The organism is Thauera phenylacetica B4P (genome assembly GCF_000310225.1).
Lineage (GTDB): Bacteria > Pseudomonadota > Gammaproteobacteria > Burkholderiales > Rhodocyclaceae > Thauera > Thauera phenylacetica.
This window is the reverse complement of the sequence record NZ_AMXF01000060.1, coordinates 1-21,231: the sequence shown is the minus strand read 5'-3', so window position 1 is coordinate 21,231 and position 21,231 is coordinate 1. Positions and strand designations below refer to the sequence as shown.

At 65.2% G+C, this 21,231-nt stretch carries 16 protein-coding genes and 1 pseudogene; 11 read left to right on the top strand and 6 right to left on the bottom strand.

Going from position 1 to position 21,231, the window contains the following annotated elements; all coding sequences use genetic code 11:
- Together istA and C667_RS09890 are read right to left on the bottom strand one after the other, a co-directional pair.
- Positions 1-1,191 (bottom strand): IS21 family transposase (gene istA, locus C667_RS09895; RefSeq protein ID WP_004361975.1); only part of this gene is annotated, 1,191 nt, incomplete at its 3' end.
- An 802-nt stretch (positions 1,192-1,993) separates the two neighbouring features.
- A complete protein-coding gene (locus C667_RS09890) occupies positions 1,994-2,533 on the bottom strand; it encodes an IS630 family transposase (RefSeq protein ID WP_211207689.1) in 540 nt (179 codons plus the stop codon).
- A gap of 163 nt (positions 2,534-2,696) precedes the next feature.
- Between C667_RS09890 and C667_RS25700 the strand changes: the two genes are divergently transcribed.
- Positions 2,697-3,230, top strand: a complete 534-nt coding sequence (locus C667_RS25700) for a DUF4124 domain-containing protein (RefSeq protein WP_157302279.1) — start codon at positions 2,697-2,699, stop codon at positions 3,228-3,230.
- A gap of 156 nt (positions 3,231-3,386) precedes the next feature.
- Here C667_RS25700 and C667_RS26820 read toward each other — a convergent pair whose 3' ends face one another.
- Positions 3,387-3,716, bottom strand: coding sequence for a DUF4926 domain-containing protein (locus tag C667_RS26820; protein ID WP_370701713.1), 330 nt, complete (start codon positions 3,714-3,716; stop codon positions 3,387-3,389).
- Positions 3,717-4,295: 579 nt separating this feature from the next.
- Here C667_RS26820 and C667_RS09880 point away from each other — a divergent pair.
- Genes C667_RS09880 through C667_RS09870 form a run of 3 tightly spaced genes read left to right on the top strand, consistent with a single transcriptional unit; the run spans position 4,296 to position 7,644 of the window.
- Positions 4,296-5,018: a UPF0149 family protein gene (locus tag C667_RS09880; protein WP_004361970.1), complete on the top strand. Its 723-nt coding sequence runs from the start codon at positions 4,296-4,298 to the stop codon at positions 5,016-5,018.
- A 9-nt stretch (positions 5,019-5,027) separates the two neighbouring features.
- On the top strand, positions 5,028-5,306 hold the full coding sequence (locus C667_RS09875; protein ID WP_004361969.1) for a hypothetical protein: 279 nt from the start codon (positions 5,028-5,030) through the stop codon (positions 5,304-5,306).
- Positions 5,290-7,644, top strand: coding sequence for a TOTE conflict system archaeo-eukaryotic primase domain-containing protein (locus C667_RS09870; RefSeq protein WP_004361968.1), 2,355 nt, complete (start codon positions 5,290-5,292; stop codon positions 7,642-7,644). Before C667_RS09875 ends, C667_RS09870 begins: the two co-directional genes overlap by 17 nt.
- Before the next feature lie 146 nt (positions 7,645-7,790).
- Here the strand turns inward: C667_RS09870 and C667_RS25695 are convergent, their stop codons facing one another.
- Positions 7,791-8,111, bottom strand: coding sequence for a hypothetical protein (locus C667_RS25695; protein WP_157302277.1), 321 nt, complete (start codon positions 8,109-8,111; stop codon positions 7,791-7,793).
- A gap of 7 nt (positions 8,112-8,118) precedes the next feature.
- Between C667_RS25695 and C667_RS25015 the strand changes: the two are divergent.
- Both C667_RS25015 and C667_RS09865 read left to right on the top strand, forming a co-directional pair.
- Positions 8,119-8,472: pseudogene (locus C667_RS25015) on the top strand (IS1634 family transposase); the annotation flags it as partial.
- Between the two features lie 339 nt (positions 8,473-8,811).
- Positions 8,812-9,585: a hypothetical protein gene (locus C667_RS09865; protein ID WP_157302274.1), complete on the top strand. Its 774-nt coding sequence runs from the start codon at positions 8,812-8,814 to the stop codon at positions 9,583-9,585.
- Here C667_RS09865 and C667_RS09860 read toward each other — a convergent pair.
- Positions 9,560-14,689, bottom strand: coding sequence for a site-specific integrase (locus C667_RS09860; RefSeq protein WP_083881308.1), 5,130 nt, complete (start codon positions 14,687-14,689; stop codon positions 9,560-9,562). The two genes, C667_RS09865 and C667_RS09860, sit on opposite strands and share 26 nt — an antisense overlap.
- Here C667_RS09860 and C667_RS09855 point away from each other — a divergent pair.
- The gene (locus C667_RS09855; protein WP_004359038.1) at positions 14,669-16,120 is read left to right on the top strand and encodes an IS1182-like element ISThph1 family transposase; all 1,452 of its coding nucleotides are present in this window, start codon (positions 14,669-14,671) and stop codon (positions 16,118-16,120) included. The two genes, C667_RS09860 and C667_RS09855, sit on opposite strands and share 21 nt — an antisense overlap.
- Positions 16,121-16,963: 843 nt before the next feature.
- A complete protein-coding gene (locus tag C667_RS09850; protein ID WP_004361964.1) occupies positions 16,964-17,956 on the top strand; it encodes a TolB family protein in 993 nt (330 codons plus the stop codon).
- A gap of 31 nt (positions 17,957-17,987) precedes the next feature.
- Here C667_RS09850 and C667_RS09845 read toward each other — a convergent pair whose 3' ends face one another.
- Positions 17,988-18,704: an alpha/beta hydrolase gene (locus C667_RS09845; RefSeq protein ID WP_004361963.1), complete on the bottom strand. Its 717-nt coding sequence runs from the start codon at positions 18,702-18,704 to the stop codon at positions 17,988-17,990.
- Between the two features lie 80 nt (positions 18,705-18,784).
- On the opposite strand from C667_RS09845, the gene C667_RS09840 reads away from it, so the two are divergent.
- The 3 genes from C667_RS09840 to C667_RS09830 form a co-directional block, all read left to right on the top strand.
- Complete coding sequence (locus C667_RS09840; RefSeq protein ID WP_004361962.1) at positions 18,785-19,003, top strand: DUF3820 family protein; 219 nt, start codon at positions 18,785-18,787, stop codon at positions 19,001-19,003.
- Between the two features lie 166 nt (positions 19,004-19,169).
- Positions 19,170-20,294 carry a metallophosphoesterase family protein gene (locus C667_RS09835; RefSeq protein WP_004361961.1) on the top strand — a complete coding sequence of 375 codons (1,125 nt, stop codon included), beginning with the start codon at positions 19,170-19,172 and terminating at the stop codon, positions 20,292-20,294.
- Positions 20,291-21,231 (top strand): AAA family ATPase (locus C667_RS09830; protein ID WP_004361960.1); only part of this gene is annotated, 941 nt, incomplete at its 3' end. The genes C667_RS09835 and C667_RS09830, both read left to right, overlap by 4 nt.

Sequence of the window (21,231 nt, the reverse complement as noted above, 5' to 3'; positions counted from 1 at the left end):
GCAGGTGGGCACGGCCGCCGTCAGGCGGTCGGTGGCGCGGTGCGCACTGGCCGCGTGCTTGTGTGCGACGAGCGCCTCGAGGTGCGCGGCACACTCGATCTGCTGGCGGCGGTCGTAGCTGCGCGCGTGGGTGGCGATGACGTCCTCGCCGTCGAGGATGCGCACCCGCAGCGGGTCGGCGCACACGGTGAGGGGGCGCCGCACATGGGTGTGGGGGATCGAGTAGTCGTTCAGGTCGAAGCGCACGTACGGGGTCTTGCCCGCCGACACCGCGCGCAGCTCGTCGGTCGGAAACGGTGTCTCGGGCCGCGCGAGCAGGCGCTCGCGCTCGGCCGCGAAGGCCTCGGCCACCGTCATCGAGGCGTCCTCGGGGCAGCGCCGCGCACCGGCGGCGCCCTCGCACCAGGCCTGGGCCTGCGCGTTCAGGTCGTCCAGATCGGCGAAGGCGCATCCGGCGAAGAAGGCCTCGCGCACGTAGCGGATCGCGCGCTCGACGCGCCCCTTCTCGTTGCCGCGCGCCACCGCCACCGGGCGCGGCTCGAAGCGGTAGTGGCCGGCGAGCGCGAGCAGGGTCGGGTGGAAGCGGATCGCGTTGCCGCAACGCTCGAGCACCGCGCTCTTCAGATTGTCGTAGAGGGCGATGCGCGGCACCGCCCCCCAGGATTCGAAGGCGCCGACATGGCCGCGCAGGAAGTTCTCCATGCGCGCATCGAGGAAGAAGCGCAGATAGATCTGGCGCGACCACGACAGCACCATGACGAAGGCCATCAGCGGACGGCGCGCGCGCCCGATCGTCAGGTGCCCGAAGTGCCCCCAGTCGACCTGGGCCTGCTCGCCGGGCAGGGTGCGTAGCCGCAGGTAGGCCTCGGCGCTCGGGCGCGGGCGGTGGCGGGCGATGAGGTGGCGGAAGTGATCGGGGCGCCCGGGGTAACCGCGTGCGCGCACCATGTCGTAGAGCCGCGCGGCCGTAAGGCGCGGAAACTGCGCGAGCGTGTCGTGGAGGAAGGGCAGATAGGGGTCGATCGCCGAGGCGCGCTGCACGGGGCCGTGCCGGGGCAGGCCGGCCTGGGCGAGCACGCGCGCGACGGTGTCGCGGTGCAGCCCGAGCTGCACGGCGATGGTGCCGATGCGCCAGCGCTCGGCGTGGTAGTAGCGCAGGATCTGCGCTTCGTGTTCAGGGGACAGGGCCATGGCGGGGCGGACTCCGTTCGGATCGCGGACAGGGGCGCCGAACCGGGGAGTGCAGGAAGTCCTGACGCACGAACGGGGACAGCACACGGTGGCACAGGTGGCACTGCCCGCTCGCGGACGGTACGGACTCGGGCACGGTCGGCGCGGTCCTTACTTCAACAGGCGGGGCCGGCGGCGGGGAACCCTGATGCGTCACTTCCTGGCGTCGCGCGCGGTAGCGGCGCTGGCGTTGCGCGTGCGCCAGGCGCCCCGCAAAGCTCGCCTGGTAGCGCGTGCCGGCTGCCCGCAGCGAGGCCGCGCGGGCACGCTGGGCGCAGCCGGCGGCGCAATAGCGCTGCCCCCGATCACAGTGGCTGCAGATCAGCACTGCCGCGCGGCACGCGGCACAGAGATAGCGTCGTCCGGTCGACTCCATGGGCCTTGAGGCCCGTGGGAGACTCGACGCCAGCGCCCACTTCGTGAAAGACTACGGGCGCAACGACCGCGCAGCCTTGCGCGGGTGTGGGGCGCGACACTGGGGATGACTTGGCGGTTTGAGCCGGTGTCGCGCCTGCGTTGCCACAGGCCGAGCCCGATTGTGCGCGCATCGGCCACTCGGGTGCCAAACACCCTCCCTCCCGATTGCACGAACACCCCGCCCGCCATCGGCGCGCCGGGGTCAGGGGCGTTTCCAGTCGCCCTACGGGCGCCTTCCAACGCCCCTGACCCCATCAAGCAAACAGCCGCTATCCGCTCACCAGATCAAGGTCATGCTGTGCCGTGCCGGCGGTGGACGCCGGATTTGTGCGGGAATCGACCGCCGTTAACACGGTTGTGTACGATCCAGCGCTTGCACCTGGCTTTTCTCGTCGCAGCACAGCACCAAGGCGTGTTCGGGCGGGGCCATGTACAGACCGACGATGTCTTCAAGTTTCTCGACAAACTTCGGATCGCGCGAGACCTTGAAACCACGCACGATATGCGGCTTCAAGCCGGCCGCTTTCCAATGGCGCGAGATGGTGGTCGCGTGAACGCCCAGTTTCGCCGCCATCTTGCGGCTACTCCAGTGCGTAGCCGTTTCGGGTTTGCTCTGCGTGGTCAGCTCCACCAACTGCGCCAACTCCACCTTCTTCGGCGGCGCACCCCGTGGCAAGTCGCGCTCGATCCCCGTAAGCCGCATCTCGGCATAGCGCCCACGCCAGCGGGCCACTTGAATCCGCCCGACGCCCAAATGTTCCGCAATCTGCAGGTTCTGCATGCCCTCGGCGGCCAGCAACACAATGCGGGCGCGCTGCGACAACCTGACGCTCGTGAGCCGCGAACTCGTCAGCTTCATCAACTCCGCGCGTTCGTCCTCGGTCAAAACAATCTCTGGCGCAACCCGCATTCGATCCTCCGCTCCGCATGCATGAAGCATGATAGCGGAAGTCGTCAATTAAGTATGCTCAAGAGCGCAGCACTACACTAGACCATTGCGTCGGAATGTTGTTCATCAACCTGCGAACCTTCATTTGTACGGAGGCTGCTTGAGAAACGATCATATGCTGTCGAGAAGTGTCGTACGCGAAACAATCTGCCGCATAGAGAGAGGTTTTGCACTTGTCGCGATCGGATTGTTGTTGATGGCCGCGCCGGGCATGGATGCATGGGCCCAAAGTCTGCCGCAGCCTTCGCGAACGGTCTTTCGATGTGAGGTGGAGGGCAAGGTGACCTACTCGGACTCCCCGTGCTTAGGAGCGCGGAGGATCCAGATCGAGCCCACACGGGGGGTAAGCAAGCTTTCCGGAAGCGAACGGATCGGCAATGATGTTCGAGTCGAGCGACACCGTGAAATCATGGCGGAGGCGTTGCAGCCACTGACGGGTATGGATGCAAAGAAGACGGAGTTCTTTGGGCGACGGCTCAAACTTGGACCTACCGAGCGGCAGGAATGCTTCGATTTGGACGGCGACCTCGCAACGCTGGAGCAGCGCGAAAGCACCTCCTCAGGATCACAGCTCCAGTCTGTTCAAGGTTCCCTGCTAAAGCTGAGAATTCGCTATCGCGAGCTTGGATGTTAGATGGGGTGCGGCTTGAGGCATTGGAAGGCAGGTTGTTCGAGGGGCCCTATAGAGCGCTGGCACGTTCTTCACAGAGGGAGCCTTGAGGGCCAAGATGCCGGCCGGAACGCCACTCTGTAAGGGGCGCGGGCCGAAGATTCACGCTTACGCAGCCCGTCAAGCGGGGGCGTGTTTGAGCTTCATCAGTTGGTCCATGGGAATGGTAGCGATGGCATATGCGACTCCGTTCACGTCAGCGAACTCGACGAGAACATGGTCATTGTCTAGTTCCTCGACTACCGTTCCGACCTGACCTTTCACCACCTGCTGCTGCGGAAAATCCTGCAGCGAGGCAACCACATCAAACATTTTCATCGCGTTTCCATGGTAAAGACCCGACAGAACTGGTTCTGCCGTTTTGCTCAGTTGCAGACGGCCGGCTGCCAGCGATGCGACAGCGGTTCCCCAACCCCGCTGAAGGGCTGCCAGCATGTCGGCGTAGTCCACACTTGTTGCGACCTGTCGGCGGCATGAAATCGATCCGTACGACGATCTCGTCGAGGTACTGCTGTGCGCCTTGGCCAACACCTGGCCGCCGACGTCGCGCAGTTCAACGCCCAGGTTGTGGAAACAGCGCCTGGGGAAAGCTCCATTGCAATCGGATATCTCAAGGCGTGGCGCCGAACAGCGACGCCGCTGGCTGAGTGCTTAAGCTACTACATTCGCAACGGAGTGAGAAACGCCGAGGCGAGTGAACGTCGCGGACGTGTTCAGCTGCGGTGAACCACCGCATTAACGGTACTCCAAGACGCTACGGATTCTGCAAACGGCATGCTGTGGCGCCGCTCTACTTGCGAAACAGCCGCGTTATCATTTTGAAAGGTGTTCGGAACGGCTCGCACGGACCTTGTCCCCAGTCGATGGGGACAGGGGTGTGGGCGGAGCTGTGGATAAATCGTTTCGAGGCTTGCGGACCCCGGCAGTGCAGCATGTGCCTACAAATGAGGCATCGCCTAACATCGGCGTGCTGACGAGCCGCTCGGCAGTAGAATCCACGCGTGATCACGCGATCGATAGCCTCACACGATGACGGAAACCGAGCTGGAAGAACTGGAGGCCTTGCTTTCGTCCGTCGAGGGGGGGAGCGCATCGCTCCCGGTCGATGGCTTACACGGCTTTCTGTCGGCGCTGGTCATGAGCGGAGGCGACACGCGAGCGGAGCCGCTGCTGCCGTGGATTCTCAGCCCCATGCCAGGTTCGCCACTGGATCTCGACCATGTCCCCCAGGCCCGGCGCGTGGGCGAACTGGTCAGCAAGATGCTGACCAGCATCGATATCGAGCTCGATGACCCCGACTATCTCTTTTCGCCGATGGTGCGGGTTTATCCGCACCGGGGTGAGGAGCGTGCGGATGGCTGCGTGTGGTGTGCGGGGTTCTTGCGCGGTATGGCGCATGCTTGGGACCGGTGGTCGTCCTTGTGCGACCTGCAAGATATGGCGTCCCTGCTGTGGCCGATTCACCAGCTGGCGGCCCTCGCCCAGGAGCCCGCACTCGAAGTCGATCGAACGTTGTGCCGCACCGTTCCGGACAGGCCGCTGAGCCCGGCGCAGTGCGAGGCGCTCACCGAGGCGCTCCCCCGTACCTTGGAGGAAATTGCCGAGCGGATCACCGAGCATGAGGTCAGACATGCGATGGGGGCGATCGCGCGTGGGGAGGAAACCTCGGCGTGGCGCGAGGACGAGCCTTGTCCGTGTGGTAGCGGGCGTGGTTTTTCGGTTTGCTGTGGCGGGCAGCGGGTGTTGCACTGAGTGCGTACAGTGGGTGCAGAGACCGTTTATTGGCTTCGCTCCAGGCTGAGATGGGGGGCCGAAGTCTCCAAGAACCAGGATGCCTCGGTCGCCAAGGCGAAGAAGGCCATCGGCCAGCCGGAGGGGCTCGCCGTGCTGATGGTGTTCTTCTGCGAGTGCGCGACGGGCCGCGACAGCGACGTCGGCCTGCATGTCGCCCGACGCCTCGGCCAAAACCTGGGCTATGGTGTCGGTGACAACATGGACGATCTGCTGGCCAAGCATGGATTCGATGGCGGACCACGATGAACTCCGCGCGCTCCGCGCAGAGAACGGCCGGCTGATCGCGCTGCTCGAATCGCACGGCATCGAATGGCGTGCGCAGCAGCGGCCAGCCTCATCGCCTGTCGAGCCAGCGCGGCTGTCCGCTGAAGAGAAGGTCTCGCTCTTCCGACGGCTTTTCCGCGGTCGCACGGACGCCTACCCGGTCCGATGGGAAAGCAAGACCACGGGCCAATCGGGCTACGCGCCGGCCTGTGCAAACGAGTGGCGTGCCGGAGTGTGCGAAAAGCCGCGCATCAAGTGCGGCGACTGCGCCAATCGCCTGCTGATCCCACTCTCCGATGCCGTGATCTATGACCATCTTGCTGGCGAGCACACGGTCGGGGTCTATCCGCTGCTGGAAGATGACACCTGTTACTTCCTGGCGGTCGATTTTGACGAAGCTGCCTGGCGCGATGACGCGCGCGCCTTTATGCAGTCCTGCGAGGAACTGGGCGTTCCGGCCGCGCTGGAAATTTCAAGATCAGGCAAGGGCGCACACGCGTGGGTGTTCTTCGCCAGTCGCGTTGCCGCCCGTGACGCCCGGCGCCTGGGTACGGCCATCATCAGCCATACCTGTTCGCGTACCCGGCAACTGAAGCTGGAGTCTTACGACCGCCTGTTTCCGAACCAGGACACGATGCCCAAGGGCGGCTTCGGCAACCTGATCGCCTTACCGTTGCAGAAACGGCCTCGCGGGAGTGGCTGCAGCGTATTCGTTGATGCTGACCTGCGGCCATACCCGGATCAGTGGGCGTTCCTGGCGTCCGTCCGGCCGATGGCGCCGCACGACATCGAACCGACCATCCTGCTGGCGACGGGCGGCGTCCACCCGTTGGATGTGACATTCATCGACGATGAAGAGTTGGCCACACCTTGGAAGCGGCAGAGCACGTCAATCAAGAAGCTGGCCGGGCAGATGCCCAAGTCCCTGACCGTGACGCTGGCCAACCTGATCTATTTTGAGAAGGCCCAACTGCCGCAGGTACTCGCCAATCGTCTGATTCGTCTGGCCGCCTTCCAGAACCCAGAGTTCTACAAGGCTCAGGCCATGCGGATCTCGGTGTGGGGCAAGCCGCGCGTCGTCGGCAATGCGGAGAACTACCCGCAGCACATCGCTTTGCCTCGCGGTTGCCTCGATGCTGCCCTGGATCTACTGCGGGACAACGGTATCGCCTGTGATTTGCGGGATGAGCGCTTCGGCGGCGACCCCATCGATGTCGCCTTTGCCGGCACTTTGCGTTTGGACCAGGAAGCCGCAGTTGCCGGAATGCTGCACCACGACACCGGCGTGCTCTGCGCTCCGACAGCCTTCGGCAAGACGGTCACCGCCGCCGCAATGATCGCGCGGCGGGGCGTGAACACCCTGGTGCTGGTGCATCGCACAGAACTGCTCAAGCAGTGGCAGGAGCGTCTGCAAGCCTTCCTGGGTGTTGGTCAGGGTGTGGTCGGCACCATTGGCGGTGGCAAGGCCAAGCCCACGGGCAAGATAGACATCGCCGTTATGCAATCCTTGTCCCGCCAGGGCGAGGTCAACCCACTGGTCGAAAACTACGGGCAGGTGATTGTGGACGAGTGCCATCATGTCGGCGCAGTGTCATTCGACGCGATCCTGAAACGGTCCAAGGCCAAATACGTGCGGGGACTGACGGCAACGCCCATCCGCCGTGATGGTCAGCAGCCCATCATCTTCATGCAGTGCGGGCCGATCCGATACACGGCGGCGAAGCCAGTCGGTGCACCGCACGATCTCGAAGTGCTGCCGCGTTCGCGCTTCGCACGGATCGACCTGCCGACCGATGCAGGCATCCAGGACGTTTTTCGGCATCTCGCCAATGACCGGGCCAGAACTGAAGCTATCGCCGACGAGGTGCGCGATGCCCTCGGGCAGGGGCGCAAGGTGCTGGTCCTGACCGAACGTACTGAACACCTTGATGCGATCAAGGCAGCCCTTGATGGATTGGAGCCCGCGCCTTTCGTTCTGCACGGTCGAATGTCCAGAAAGCAGCGAGCGGCGCTGGTTGCTGACCTGGATGCACTGCCGCCCGACGCGCCGCGCGTCCTTCTTTCGACGGGGAAGCTGGTTGGCGAGGGCTTCGATCACCCGCCGCTCGACACGTTGGTGCTGGCCATGCCTGTGTCCTGGAAGGGCACTCTGCAGCAGTACGCCGGACGCCTGCACCGGGAGCACGCTAGCAAGACCGACGTACGGATCATCGATTTCGTGGATGCGGGTCATCCGGCGTTACTGCGGATGTGGGACAAGCGGCAGCGCGGTTACCGTGCGATGGGGTACAAGGTCGGCCCCGATGGCCCTGCGGAATGACGACGAATTCTCCAGAGGCCGTCTGGGTTTTCGCCACAACCCGCACCGTCCCACGAGCCCGATCTGCTGCTATGCATCACATTGAGGTCGGTTTCGCGGGGGCAACCGCCCGTACCCCACCAGTCAAAGCCATTGCGGCGGATGGCTCATGCCGACGAAGTCGGCTCATCCTTCCACTCCACCGTGTGCTCGCCGTGTGGGTGATCCCAGAACTCTTCTTCTGTGGCCAACCGCATCGGCACCTGACGTCCCTCGCACCAATCTTCAACAGAGGACAGCGGCGCAGCCTCGAGCATCTGTGGCCGTTTCGGTAGGGCGCCGTGCCCGAGCAGGCGTGAGATCACGATTTCGCGCACGTACTGCGAGAGCGTGATGTCGACGTGGGCCGCCAGCGCTTCCAGGTCGTTACGTAATCTGGACGGAACCCAGACCTTGATGGGCGCGACGTTCTTGCCGAACTCGGGCACCGACCAAATCGACGACAAGGCGAAGCGGCTTGCCGAAATGATGGACGGCAAGCTGCTGCTGATTACCAGTGCTGAGGGCCTCGCCGCGCCGAACGTGGTCTAGCGCTATAAGTCGCTCGCCGAAATTCCATTGAGGGGGGGCTTCAAGGTGCTCAAGCCCGAAATCGACATCGGCCCACTGTGTCACCGCCTGCTTGAGTGAACTCTCGAACAACTGCAGCGTATCCAGCATCACCGCATCCGCCTGAACTGCGGCGAGAAAATGCAGGGTGTATCGACGTTCAGAACGGCACAGAACGAGGGGCTTCTTGCGCTGGGGGTAGGAAAGTCAGCGACGCCAGAGTGGTTGGCGCAGCTGTAGTGGCATTCTTGAAGGTGCGCTTTATGAGAGAAAATTCTTTCGAACTCAACTGTCGAGCTCGAGCGGTCTGCGTATCCAAACTGGTGATACGGGCCTGTCACATGGTGTGGATTGTGCAATCCAGAGCGTCTCCGTGGAGGTTTTCGACTTTTCCACTTTATACGTGGGGAAAACACTCGTTTAACGCGCGGACATCTCGCCGCGTCCGGGGCACGATGTACCGACGGCCCGAGTATTGAAGGAGGTGAACATGGTGACCACGCGTTGGCACCCCGTGTCGCGCCTTCGATGCTTTGGCAGGATCGGCATATTGTTATCAGGTACTAAATGGGGCTTTGGATGAGGCAGGTGATTTGTTCATTCTCGCAGAGGCGGGTCGTAACGATTCGTCAAATTGACGACGGGACGATTGCAGGTCAATTTAGTCTGGTTGATTGGCAGCAACTAGATGCCATCGCGGCGGGGGTGGAGCAACTGCTGCGTGACCTCGGCCTAGTTGACGCTGGATGTGTTGAGGTGGGACAAGTGCTCAGGGGCGTGCCGGGCACCAGTGCCATGGTCCCGTCTGTCGTAATCTGGGGGGACGCGGCAATCTCGGGGGAGACGTCTCTCATGATCGATTCGGCGCTCGAGAAATTTGCTGAGGCCTTGAAACCGAGGGCCCCGGTAGGGCAGGGTGATCTTTATCCCGTAGCCGAGCCGCTTGCAGACTTTACGGAGGATCGACTTCAAGAGATTGACAGGGCTGGCGCGGAATGTGCAAGGGCTCTTGGGAAATCGATTCGCCATTCTGTCACCCTTGAAAACGCGGATGAGAAGGTCGTGGCTATTGCCCAGGGGCCTCTACGCCCGCCGGCGTCCGGCGCGGTTGGAGATGAAAGTACTCGCGAAGTTCAAGCGATTGTGGACGCACTTGGGTTCAGAGATTTCTCCGTCCGCCTGTTCACCGAGGACGGGGAACGGATCGATGGGCATTATGAGTCCCATGACGATTTCGGGACGCTCGCGGGTTTGCTGCAGGTCCGCCACACGCAGGCGTTTGAAATTGTTACGCGCACAGACGACAAAGGAAAATTGAGAACCGTCGTCAGGTTGCCATCGTGCGGCCGGTGAGGCTGGCGACAAGCAGCACGAGGCACAATTCCGCGGCGTGCCGGATCGGGTGCTCGGTTTCGCGGAGTTGAATCGCGAGGCGGGCCTCGACGCGGAACTCGTCGTTGGGGCCCGTGCGGGCTGGGTCGATCTGAATTTTCGGGATCATCTTGTCGGCTTCGATTGAGCAGAATCCCGATTGGCGGGCTGCCGCGATCAGGGATTCGCGGCATCGCGGCGTATGAGCCACGGTGATCTCCGCCTCGGACAGGCCGAGCCAGTCGAGCCAACTGCGTACGAGCGTGAAATGCGCTGATGTCCACATCAGGAGTTGTCGCGACGGGCCGATAAGCGCCTGGATGTCACCCATTGTGGGAAGAGTCGGGTTTGCCGCCGCGCGAATCGCGGTATGTGTGATGAGGTCGCTCCAGCGCGAATCGGGTATGCGTGTCAGTAGGTTTGCCAGCGCCGGGGTCGCTTCGAGCGAACTCGGCATGTGCGCCCGGGCTGACCGCGAGTAGCGAAACTTTGATGCCATCGTATCCACCGCACGAACAACTTGCTCCACGAGATCGATGTCGAGGCCGAGGCGCTCTGCCGCCGTCACGAGATCATGGCCGCGTGTCAGAAGTCGCAGGAGCATCAGGAACTGGGCAGGAGTTTGAGCCACCGTGCCCGAAGGCGCCCGTTTGGCGTCGGCAGCGCGGGGTGGAAAGTCATCCAGATACGTGACCCCCTCGATCCGCGCATCGCTCGTCGGACTCTCCCGGCCTGTCAGCTGCTCACACCAGAAATCGAGCAGATGCAGGTAGTACAACACGGTCGTACCGGATTGCCCGTGGCCGAGCCATCGCTCGACGGCAGGCAGCGCTCGGCGGGTGGGGCGTTCAGTGCCGAGCAGCAGCCGGCGGGTGCTGACATCCGGAAATTCATTTGCATGAAGGCCTGGAATGCTTACCCCGAACGTGCGCGCTGCGAGGCGGTTGGCCGCGGTATGGCGGGCGTGGTGCAGGTTAGTGCGCGGATTGCCGGTGGCCGCCTTGAGGTGGGTGATCACTCTACGGCGTAGCTTCGCCCCGCCGCTGCCGCCGGTTGCGAGTTTGCCGAATAGCGGGACATCGAGATCAGAACCGTGAGTGGCCTCGAGCTGAGCAAGTGTGCGGTCGATGAGAGCCTGCTCGTCGTCGGTCAAGGTGTCGTTGAGGGGCACGAGGCGACGCGAAGTCTGCTTTGTTTTGATCTTCCGCAGGCGATTGTTCTGAACCATCACGACAAAGTTTGCCCCTTGAATATAGAGCTCCGATCGCAGCAGTCCGAGCGCCTCTCCTCCTCGCAGGCCAAGGCGATAGGCGAGCAGCAGGAGCAAACGTGCAGGGGCGTTGTCGGATTCGGACGCGAGGCGCCCATGCGCGAGCAGATAGTCCCGCTCTGAAATCAGCGCAGGGTTTGTTGCCGGATCGGCCTCGGCGCCCGGGATCTCGGACCACTCCGGTTCCGAGATGGGTGTCTGGAGCGACAGCCATTGGTGGAACTCGCGCAGGCGGTTCCGACTGTAGTGACGGGATCGAAGCGGGACGGATTCGATTACGTTCGTGTAGGCCTCGGTAATCTCTTCGTCGTCGAGTTCGGTGAGCGGTGTGTCCGGCAGGGTTTCGAGGAATGCGCGGGCGAGTGCGTCCAAGTAGCGTAGCACTGCAGAAATCGCGAGGAATCCGCCGCCGCGGCGGTGCCGCGTAAGTAGATCGGCGGTCCATGCCGCAAGGGCGAGCGGCGCCTGCGATGCGTCGTTTCCTGCTGCCTTCACATGCTCGATCAGGCGGCCCGAAAGGTTTGCGCGTTTTTCGCGCCCATGACGGGTGTCGTCACGCTCTGCATTGAGCAGTTCCCGAACGCGAGCGATCAGTTTTCGGCCGGCGTCCTGCAGCGATGAGCTGTTCGCCCTGTCCGGTGTCTTCGTGACATCGACACCCGCGGCGAGGTAGGTTGCGAGGTCGAGTTTTCCGGGCGAGTCCCCGAAATCGCGCGAGAGTCCATCCTGGAGTCGGGTGAAATCGTACCAGGTGACCGAACACGACTCGACGCGACCGGCCAGATAGCCGGCCGCGATCCCTGGCATGGTCATGACATTGAGTTGATCCACGATAATGGCCAAGGCGGCGGCAAATTCGCCATTCGTTCTGATCGTGTCGGCACGTGGTAGATGGTCACGGATTGTGGCCTTCATGGGCTCAAGCGCTGGCTCGAGGGGGCGGTCGGAAGCGTTGGTGAGTTGTTCGTTTCGACTCGCCTCGGCGAGAAGTTGCGCAGTACGATGCGAGATCGAATAGCGCCGACAGATGGCACCAGCGCCACCGTCGCGAACCGTTGGTCCGTATTCCAGGTAGTGCTGCTCGCGGAAACCGACGATGCGAAAGTTGCGTCCGTGCAGGATGCTGGAGAGTGCCTCCCGGTCGCAGAGTCGAGACTCCAGGATGAGATGGATCGTGCCGAGGGCGAGCGACCGCTTGACCGCGCGCTTTGGGTCCCGCGGTAGAGCAATGCGGGCGAGTTCCCCACCAAGCACGCTCGACACGCGGCTCGCGCCGCAGGCCAGGGACTTGAAGCAGCTGCCCTCGTTCTCTAATGCGACGTAGATCCGCTTCAATCGAATCGTATGAGAGTGGCGTCGCTGCGCGCGTTCGAGGCGTCGCAACATGACGCTGTAACGCAGCGTGCCGCTTGCATGCGGGAGGCCGTTGCTGTTGAAAAGGAGCTTTTGTCCGAGGTCGGTCAGTGCGTCCGGATCGAGCCCGGCCAGATCCCGTCCGGCGCACGTGTGGTCGATGATCTCGGTCGCGCTTGCGACGGCGGCACGAAGTCGTTCGCGACGCATGAGCGTGCGCGCGCTCTTCCCAAATGCGTGAGGGCCGTGCAGGTGAGGGCCGGACGATGTCAGGCCGGTCAGGGGCGGGGTGTCGGACGCGATGGATAGTGGAACAGGCAGGAATCCGAGAGCTGCGAAGTCGGATTCGAGATGTTCCCGCGCCCGCTCGATGTCCTCCTGCCAGATTCGCGCGGAGCGATCGGAGTAGCTGGCACTGCCGCGTTCCGCGTGTCCGAGAATCCCGTCAATGATTTCAGTGTCGACGCCGCGGCGCCTGAGGCGTGTCGCGAGGCGGTGCCGAAAGTGGCGCAGCGGCAGCGGCCACCGGAAGAGATTCTGCTGTTCGATGAAGGCTTCGCCGACTTCCTCCCAGACAAGTGTCCCGCCGACGCGTCTCAGTCCGAAGAACAGCGGAACGAGATTTTCCGTGCCCGTCGCTGCACTGCGGATTGCGCTTCCGAGAACCGGATCGCCGGCTTCGGCAATCGCGTCGGCTAGGTCGCACAGGTAGGTGAGGTAACGGTCGCTGAGGTATTGGCAGAGTATTGTCGGCAGCGGGACGAGTCGTCCTTGGCGCGATGCGCCACTGGCTTTGTCTTCGACGAAGGCGAATCGCTCGGTCAGATCGAAGTTCCGAATGGATTCGAATGCCGTGCGCACCGGACGAACGCCCGTGGCGGCGTGCAGGGCAACGACGAGGTAGGCGGTCAGCGCATTGTGAAACTCGATGTTGTCGCGACGTCGTCTCCTGAGCAGGCGCATTCCCGCACGGCGGATCTCCGAGACCAAGAGCGACTCGACCGTATCGAGGCGGCTACCCATCGCGTTCGTGATCAGGGTGTCTCCGTCGTTCACGTGCAAGTCGGAACTGCCGATGACCGTCGGCAGATACTCCGAAAGCCAGCTTGGGTACGCGGCGGCGCCCGGGAGTCCCGATTGCGGATGTCGGCAGAACATCCGTGCAAAAATGCCATCGGTCGTCCGCTGGTGAAGATCGAGGGGAAGTACGCGGGCTAGCATGCCGCTCGTGATTCGCGGGCATCGATCACGCATCGCGTCGCCAAAACTGCGAAGTACTGTGCTCGGCTTGGCAAGATCCCCCAGGGTTGGTGACTCGTGGCTTTTCCCGATGCAATCGCGGATGGTGTTGGCGACGTTGGCCGGCATCGGGATGATGTGCCGGTCTGCGAGCGGAACAATCCAGGCGCGGGCTTCAGCGTCAGGTTTCCAGCTGTTCTCGCGCCGTGGAGGAAGCCGGTGCAGATGACCCACAGGATCGAAGGACCATTCTTCGTCGGCAGTGGTACCAATGCGCATTTCAAGAACCCGGCGCAGCGAGCGCCCCGTTCTCAATGCAATCCACGCGACTGCCGCAACGATTCGCTCTGCCAGGGGCCCCTTCCACTCTAAGGTTTCCTCAATCCATGCGCTGATCGTGCGTAATTCGTGAGGCATCGGTTTGTCCCAGCTCCATGGGAGAAACTGGTTTTCCTCCACGCTTGCGAGTATGACCGAGGAGGCGTGCAGGCGCTGACGTGCCAACGTCGCATCGATGGGGACCTCGGTTTCCAGCATCGTGGTGCCGTCGGGTCCGAATCCCGTGAGCAGCTGCGGTACGGGAACACCCTCAACTTCGTCGTCCGTTTCCCAGTTAAGCCGGAGGGGCGAAAGGCTCGCGGGACTTCGCAGGGTAGGCTGTGCGGGCGCAACGATTCGGGGCGGTGCGTTTCTCGGATCCGGGTGAGACTCATGCCGTGCAATACGGCCAAGGTTACGGAGGAAGCTGCGCTCGGTTTGCTGCGGGCTGAGGCGGAGGCGGCGCTCGGTCGTGCGCTGCAATCGGAATTCAAGGGCGGCGAGGGTGAGCGTTTGCGCCGGTAGATCGTCGACGACCGTCCGCCAGTAGGGGTCGTCATCCCCCGCAAGGCGAAGGCGGGTCGCAACATCGCGTATGGCAAGGTCGCAAAGACTGCCAGCATCGACGCGTTCAGCAGCATGCAGCAACAGCCAGAGGCGCAGTCGATCATAGGCAATACGCGCGATCGTGTCGTTACGTGGATAGGGATTCCGGGTTGCCAGGAGCGCGAGAACATAAGCGCTCTCCAGGTTGCCATGAAAGCGTTGGCTGGCCGGGCGGGCGTCGTCGAGCGGAGGGTATGTGGAGAGGATCTCAGGGGCTGAGAGCGTGAGAGTTTTTCTCCAATCTCGCCTGTTTGTGCTGGGACTGGCATGCTCCGAGACATGAACGAGACCGAACGTCATAACGGATCGCCGGCCAGCCTGTTCGATGAGCTGCCGGCTGTCGAGGAACAACAGGTGATCGCGGCGAAGCAGGCGCGGGCGGCTTCACGCCGGCAAGGCCCGCCGCGGTTGCTGCAGCCCAACCGCGGGCAGATCGAACTGCGCGCCTCGGACCTGGAGTCGCTGCTGGGTGAGGATCACCGGGCTCGGCTGGTGTGGGGCTACGTCGAGCGGCAGGACCTGAGCCGGTTGATCGAATCGATCAAGGCCCGTGGCAGCAACGCCGGACGGTCGGCGATCGACCCGCGGATCCTGTTCGCGCTGTGGCTGTACGCCACGCTCGATGCGGTGGGCAGCGGCCGGGAGATTGCCCGTCTCACGCGCGAGAGCGACGCCTACCGCTGGATCTGCGGTGGCGTGTCGGTGAATTACCACGCGCTCAACGACTTTCGCTCAGGCAACGAGAGCTTGATGGACGAAGTGCTCACGGCCAATGTCGCTGCGCTGGCCTCGGCTGGGGCGATCAGCCTGGAGCGCGTGGCGCAGGACGGCATGCGCGTGCGTGCCGATGCGGGCGCAGCGTCGTTTCGGCGGCAGGCCAGCCTCGAGCAGCACTTGGCCGAGGCCGGCGAGTTGGTCGATGACATCAAGAAACGCGCCGCGGCCGATCCGGCAGCGGCCAGCCGCCGGGCGCAGGCTGCGCGCGAGCGTGCCGCGCAGCAGCGCGAGGAGTGCATCCGCGCCGCGCTGGAGCAACTGCCGCAGGTGCAGGCGGCCAAGCGGCGCAACGGTGAAAAGCCCGAGCAGGCACGAGCCAGCACCACGGATGCCGACGCGCGGGTGATGAAGATGGGCGACGGCGGCTACCGGCCAGCGTTCAACGTACAACTGGCCACAACGTGCGAGGACCAGGTCATCGTCGGGGTGGAGGTGAGCAACACCGGCAGCGACATGGCGCAGATGGCGCCGATGCTCGAGCAGGTCATCGAGCGCACGGGCACCGTACCCGGGCAATGGCTGGTCGATGGGGGCTTTCCCGCGCACGAGCAGATTGAGGCGGTGCATGCGCACACGAAAGGCCAGACCGAGGTCATCGCCCCGGTGCCCGAGCCCAGGCGCAAGGCAGACAAGCGCGACGACGACGCCCGCCCGCCGCCGGACAAGTACCGGCGCAAGGAAGGGGACTCCGAGCCGGTGGCGCAGTGGCGTGCGCGCATGGCCGGCGACGAGATCAAGGATGTGTACAAGCAACGCGCGGCCACGGCCGAGTGCGTCAACGCACTGGCGCGCAACCGCGGACTGCAGCGCATGCCTGTGCGCGGGCTGGGCAAGGTTCGAGCGGTGGCCTACCTGTACGCGCTGGCGCACAACTTGATGCGCATGGCCAAGATCGCGCCGCAGATGCTCGGTCGAGGTAGCGGTGCGTCCAAAATCGCCGCAGCGCTGGCATAAGAGGTGCCTGAAATGAAAACCCGCCGCCTGAAAACCCCGGATCTGCCCTCACAGACGCTTGGCTGGGCCTCGAACACCCCACAGCACCTGCGCATCGCAGGCCACTGGGTCTCGTCGCATGTCGGTTACTCGGCTTGCGGAAATCAAATGCTTCTCAGGCTCTGAGACCAGCCGCCGAACAAGAGGGTGGAGTTGCGCTGCGTATGTGTTCTCGAGCGACCACGACTCGAGAGTTTCGAGGATGTGTGGTCGGCCAACGAAGTGGAGAACGGAGCCGACCACGCCCGGACGAACGATCGCCACGGTGGCGTCCAGCAGAAGGAAGAGCGCAGCGCTGACGTCATTCAGATGCGCCCAAGCAAAGAGATCAACCCATTGATTTGTGGGGAGAGCAGGGGTCAGACGGACGTGGCCCGGAGAGTCGCCGCTTTGATTTGTGGACTCGTGCTGTGCGGGCTTATATGTCGGCAAGATGGGTCTTGAAGTGGCCGTCGAGAAATGCCGAGGTTACCCGAAACCCTTGCTGTGTGCAGTTTTATTACAAAAGTGACCGATTGTGTACGTAAGATACGTCCACAATGCTCCTATCCTCCGAAGGGTCGGACGTTCGAATCGTCTCGGGCGCGCCATGAAAACAAGGATTTGGCGGTCGGTGCTGGAGGCTGTACGTAAAATCGCCTGCAGATGCGAACCCCCGAAATCCCGCAGAACAACCGGCCTGGAGCCGGTTTTTTTGTGCCGTTCTTCCACCTCGTCACGGTCTCGATCTGCAAGGCTTTCGGTCGCCTGGCCGTTGCCCCGCCTTCGATGAGCTGCCAGAGGGTGCCGTCGGGGCTGACCCGAATGACCTTGTCGACCTTTCCCACGCTGCGCTCGCGCGGCCGGCATGTTTCCGCGGCAGCGCTGCTGCTGGCCGTGCCCGGCTTGTCGGGCCTCCCCGCCGCCGCTTGCGAGCCGGTGCTCGCCGTGGAGGACGGGGGGCGCATCCTGTTGTGGCAGGCGTCCGGTCCGGCGCGCGAGGTGGTCGAAGGTGGCTGCGCCGCACTCGACGCGGCCGCGGAGCGGCTCGCGTACTGCACGCGGCCCGCCGCCGACACGGGTCAGGCGGTGCAGCTGAACGTTCTGCCGCTCGCGGGCGGCGACGCGCAGCGGGTGCATGCGGGACGCGAGGGCGACGCCATCTCCGAGGCGGCGTGGTCGCCGGATGGCTCGCGGCTCGCGTTCATCCTCACCGACGCGCGCTTTCGCAGCCACCTGATGGTGGTGGAGCCGGGCAGCCCGGCGCGTCGGCTCGCCAGCGCGACCAACGCGGAGAACCACCAGTGGTGGAGCCTGGGCTGGCTCGCGGACGGGAGCGCGATCGGTGTGCACGACATGGAGCACTACGCGCTCGTCGCGGCCGATGGCGGCGGCGTGCGCGAATCCATCCCGCTCGCGCGCATGCTCGGTGCGCAGGCCGAGACGATCTCCAGCACGGATCGGGTGCTGCCCTCGCCGCGGGACCCGACGGCGTTCGCCTATACGCTCGGGGTGCCCGGCACTGCGCGCTTCCGACAGGCGATGCACGAGCCGAACACCGCGCTGTTTGTCCACGACCGCTTCCTCGGCCGCGGCAAGAACCTGCGCCTGAGCGCCGAGCACGTCACCGTGGTCGATGCGGCGTGGGCGCCGGGCGGACTGGCGCTGTACTTCAGCGGCTATCTCGACCGCCATGTAAACGAGGACGACCCCTTCCGCGTCTATCGCATCGAGCGCAGCGGGCAGGGGATGCGTGAGCTGCTGCGCGGCGAGCGGGTGAGCGCAGGCTGTCGCGCGGCGCCCGCGGGGCCGCCATGAGCGCAGCGGAGTCGCCGCTCGTGTCGCGCGATCAGCCGTCGTGATGGCCCGGCGCCCGCAGGATGGCGCCCAGCCACCGCCCGATGTCGGTGATCTCCTCGAGGCTCACCGAATGCGGCAAGGGATAGCCGTGCCACTCGGGCTCGATGCCCAGCTGGCGGAGGACCTCGACCGCCTGCCGGCCGAGCTCGGGCGCGACGACGTCGTCGTGGGTGCCATGGGCGGCGAAGACCGGCGTGCGGCGATTCGCCTCCTCGAAGCCGTCGATCAGCAGCGCGGGGCTGGGGACGTAGGTCGACAGCGCGATGATTCCCGCGAGCGGCTCGGGGTGGGTGAGCCCGGTCAGGTAGGCCACGGCGCCGCCCTGCGAGAAGCCCGCGAGGATGACGCGCCCGGCGGGCACGCCGCGCTCGGCCTCGCGCTCGATCAGCTGGCGGACGAGCGCGCGCGACTCGAGCAGCCCGGCCTCGTCGATCTGGCGGCTGTGCGGGGCGAGCGAGACGATGTCGTACCAGGCGCGCATGACATAGCCGGCGTTGCAGGTCACCGCACGATGCGGGGCGTGGGGGAAGATGAAGCGCACCGCAGGGCTGCGCGGCAGGCCCAGCGCCGGGACGATGGGCTCGAAGTCGCTGCCGTCCGCGCCCAGGCCGTGCATCCAGATGACGCTGTAGCGGGGATCGGGCCCGGTCTCGAGCTCGATGGGCGGGGTGTCGAAGACGAGGCCTGGGGAGGAGTGGGGGCTCAAGCGGGTCACCTTGTGGGAGAGTGGAGCGCCGGCGCACGCGGCCGCGCGCCTTGTGGGCTACGAAAAAGCGGATCGAACGGATGAATCCTGAACACCTGGAGCTGCTGCTCACCCGCGAGATGCCCTTCGGCAAGTACAAGGGGCGGGTGATCGCGGATCTGCCGGGATACTACCTCGCGTGGTTCGCCCGCAAGGGTTTCCCGCCGGGGCAGCTGGGCCAGCTGCTGGCGCTGATGCACGAGCTCGACCACAACGACCTCGGCGGCCTGCTGGAGCCCCTGCGCAGGGCGCGGAGCTAGGGCTGTGGCGGGGTCGGACGGCGTGTAACATGCCGGCCTGTGACAAATGGGTCGCTGCAGCGGCCGGGCTTGCCGACGGGGGCTGCGGAATCGCGCGCCCCGCGCTCCGGGCCGCGCACGCAGGACTTCTCGCTGGAGCTTTTCCTCAAATACGGGGGACCGGACGATGCCGCGCTTTCTTCATACCGCCGATTGGCAGATCGGCCGCCAGTACGCACGCTTCGCGCCCGAGGACGCGCTGGCGCTGGCCGAGGCGCGCCTGTCGGCGGTCGAGCGCCTGGCGGACATCGCGCACCAGGAGTCGGTGGATGCGGTGCTGGTGGCCGGAGACGTCTTCGATGCGCAGACGGTGTCCGATCGCACGATCCGCCGGCTGTTCAACGCCATGGGGGCGTATGCGGGGCCGTGGGTGCTGATCCCCGGCAACCACGACGCCGCGCTGGCCGAGAGCGTATGGACGCGCGCGCGCCGCCTCGGCGCCGTGGCGGCCAACGTGCATCTGGCGCTGAACGCGCAGGTGATGGCGTTCGCCGAGCGTGGTTTCGCCGTGCTGCCGGCGCCGCTCACCCAGCGCCAGACCGCAGCCGACGAGACCGCGTGGTTCGACCACGCGGCCACGGCGCCGGGTCTGGTGCGCGTCGGCCTCGCCCACGGCAGCGTGCAGGGCGTGCTCGCCGAGGGCATCGACTCGCCCAACCCGATCGCTGCCGATCGCGCCAGCCGCGCCGCGCTGGATTACCTCGCGCTCGGCGACTGGCACGGCACGCGGCGGATCGACGCGCGCACCTGGTACAGCGGCACGCCCGAGCAGGACCGCTTCAAGGCCAACGATCCCGGCAACGTGCTGCTGGTGGACATCCCCGCGGTGGGCGCGGAGCCGAAGGTGGAGGTCCGGGCGGTGGGGCGCCACCCCTGGATCGAGCTGGAGGAGCGCCTGGCGGTGGCCTCGGACCTGGAGCGCACGATCGCGCGACTGCAGGCCTTGCCCGAGCTCGCCGTGGTCGACCTGAGCCTCGCCGGCGAGCTCCACCTGCTCGGCAGGCAGCAGCTCGAGGCCGCGCTGTCGGTGGCGGAGGCGAGGTTCCGCAGCCTGCGCACCGACCTGTCGCGGCTGCGCCTGCAGCCCACCGAGGACGACCTCGTCGCCCTGCATGCGGACGGCTACGTGGGCAGGGTGATCGCCGAGCTGCGCGAGGAGCAGGAGGGCGGGAACGCCGAGCTCGCCCGCGAGGCCATGGCCATCCTCGCCGCGCTGCTGCTGGAGACGCGCGGCCAGGGAGAGACGGCATGAGGCTGCTGCGCCTGAAGGTCGAACAGCTGCGCCGCTTCCGCCAGCCCGTCGAGGTTCGCGACCTCGACGCCGGCATCAACCTGTTCACCGGACCCAACGAGTCGGGCAAGAGCACCCTGGTGCGCGCGATCCGCGCGGCGTTCTTCGAGCGCTACAAGTCGTCCAGCGTGGAGGACCTGCAGCCCTGGGGCGACTCGGCCGCCGCCCCGACGGTCGAGCTGGAGTTCGCATGGCAGGGCAAGCGCTGGAAGCTGGTCAAGAGCTTCCTCAAGCGCAAGCGCTGCGACGTCAGCGTCGACGGCGTCGCGTTCAGCGGCGAGGAGGCGGAGGACAAGCTTGCCGATCTGCTCGGCTTCGAGTTCCCCGGGCGCGGGGCCAGCCGGCCGGAGCACTGGGGCATCCCCGGCCTGCTGTGGATCGAGCAGGGCGCCGGGCAGGACATCCACAAGCCGGTCGAGCACGCCGGCAGGCACCTGAAGTCCGTCCTGGGCAGCAGCCTCGGCGAGGTGACCAGCAGCGCGGGGGACGCGCTGATCGCGCGCATCACCAAGGAGCGCGCCCGCCTGCTGACCGCCACGGGCCGGCCCACCGGCGATTACGCCACGGCGCTGGAGGCGCACGAGCGCCTCGAGCGCGAGCACGCCGACCTGCAGGGCCGGATCCGGCAGTACCGCCAGCAGGTCGATCGGCTCGGGCAGCTGCGGGAAGAACAGGCGCGCGACGAGGGCGAGCGCATCTGGGAGGCGTACCGGCAGCAGGCCAGGGCGGCCGAGGTCCGTCTGGCCGAGGTGCTGGGCTGGCAGCGCGAGCAGGAGCGCGACCAGCAAGCCCTGCAGGTCTGCCAGGCGAGCGTGCGCACGAGCCTCGACCTGCTCGGCCGCTTCGAGGCGCAGCGCAAGGATCTGCTCGAGCGCGCCGCGGACCGCGACGCAGCCGC

What these genes read in the sequence shown, in the direction of transcription:
- C667_RS09880 (WP_004361970.1), top strand. Translation starts at nt 4,296, where the DNA reads ATGACGGAAACCGAGCTGGAAGAACTGGAGGCCTTGCTTTCGTCCGTC.
- C667_RS09870 (WP_004361968.1), top strand. Translation starts at nt 5,290, where the DNA reads ATGGCGGACCACGATGAACTCCGCGCGCTCCGCGCAGAGAACGGCCGG.
- C667_RS09865 (WP_157302274.1), top strand. Translation starts at nt 8,812, where the DNA reads ATGAGGCAGGTGATTTGTTCATTCTCGCAGAGGCGGGTCGTAACGATT.
- C667_RS09855 (WP_004359038.1), top strand. Translation starts at nt 14,669, where the DNA reads ATGAACGAGACCGAACGTCATAACGGATCGCCGGCCAGCCTGTTCGAT.
- C667_RS09860 (WP_083881308.1), bottom strand. Translation starts at nt 14,689, where the DNA reads ATGACGTTCGGTCTCGTTCATGTCTCGGAGCATGCCAGTCCCAGCACA.
- C667_RS09850 (WP_004361964.1), top strand. Translation starts at nt 16,964, where the DNA reads ATGACCTTGTCGACCTTTCCCACGCTGCGCTCGCGCGGCCGGCATGTT.
- C667_RS09840 (WP_004361962.1), top strand. Translation starts at nt 18,785, where the DNA reads ATGAATCCTGAACACCTGGAGCTGCTGCTCACCCGCGAGATGCCCTTC.
- C667_RS09835 (WP_004361961.1), top strand. Translation starts at nt 19,170, where the DNA reads ATGCCGCGCTTTCTTCATACCGCCGATTGGCAGATCGGCCGCCAGTAC.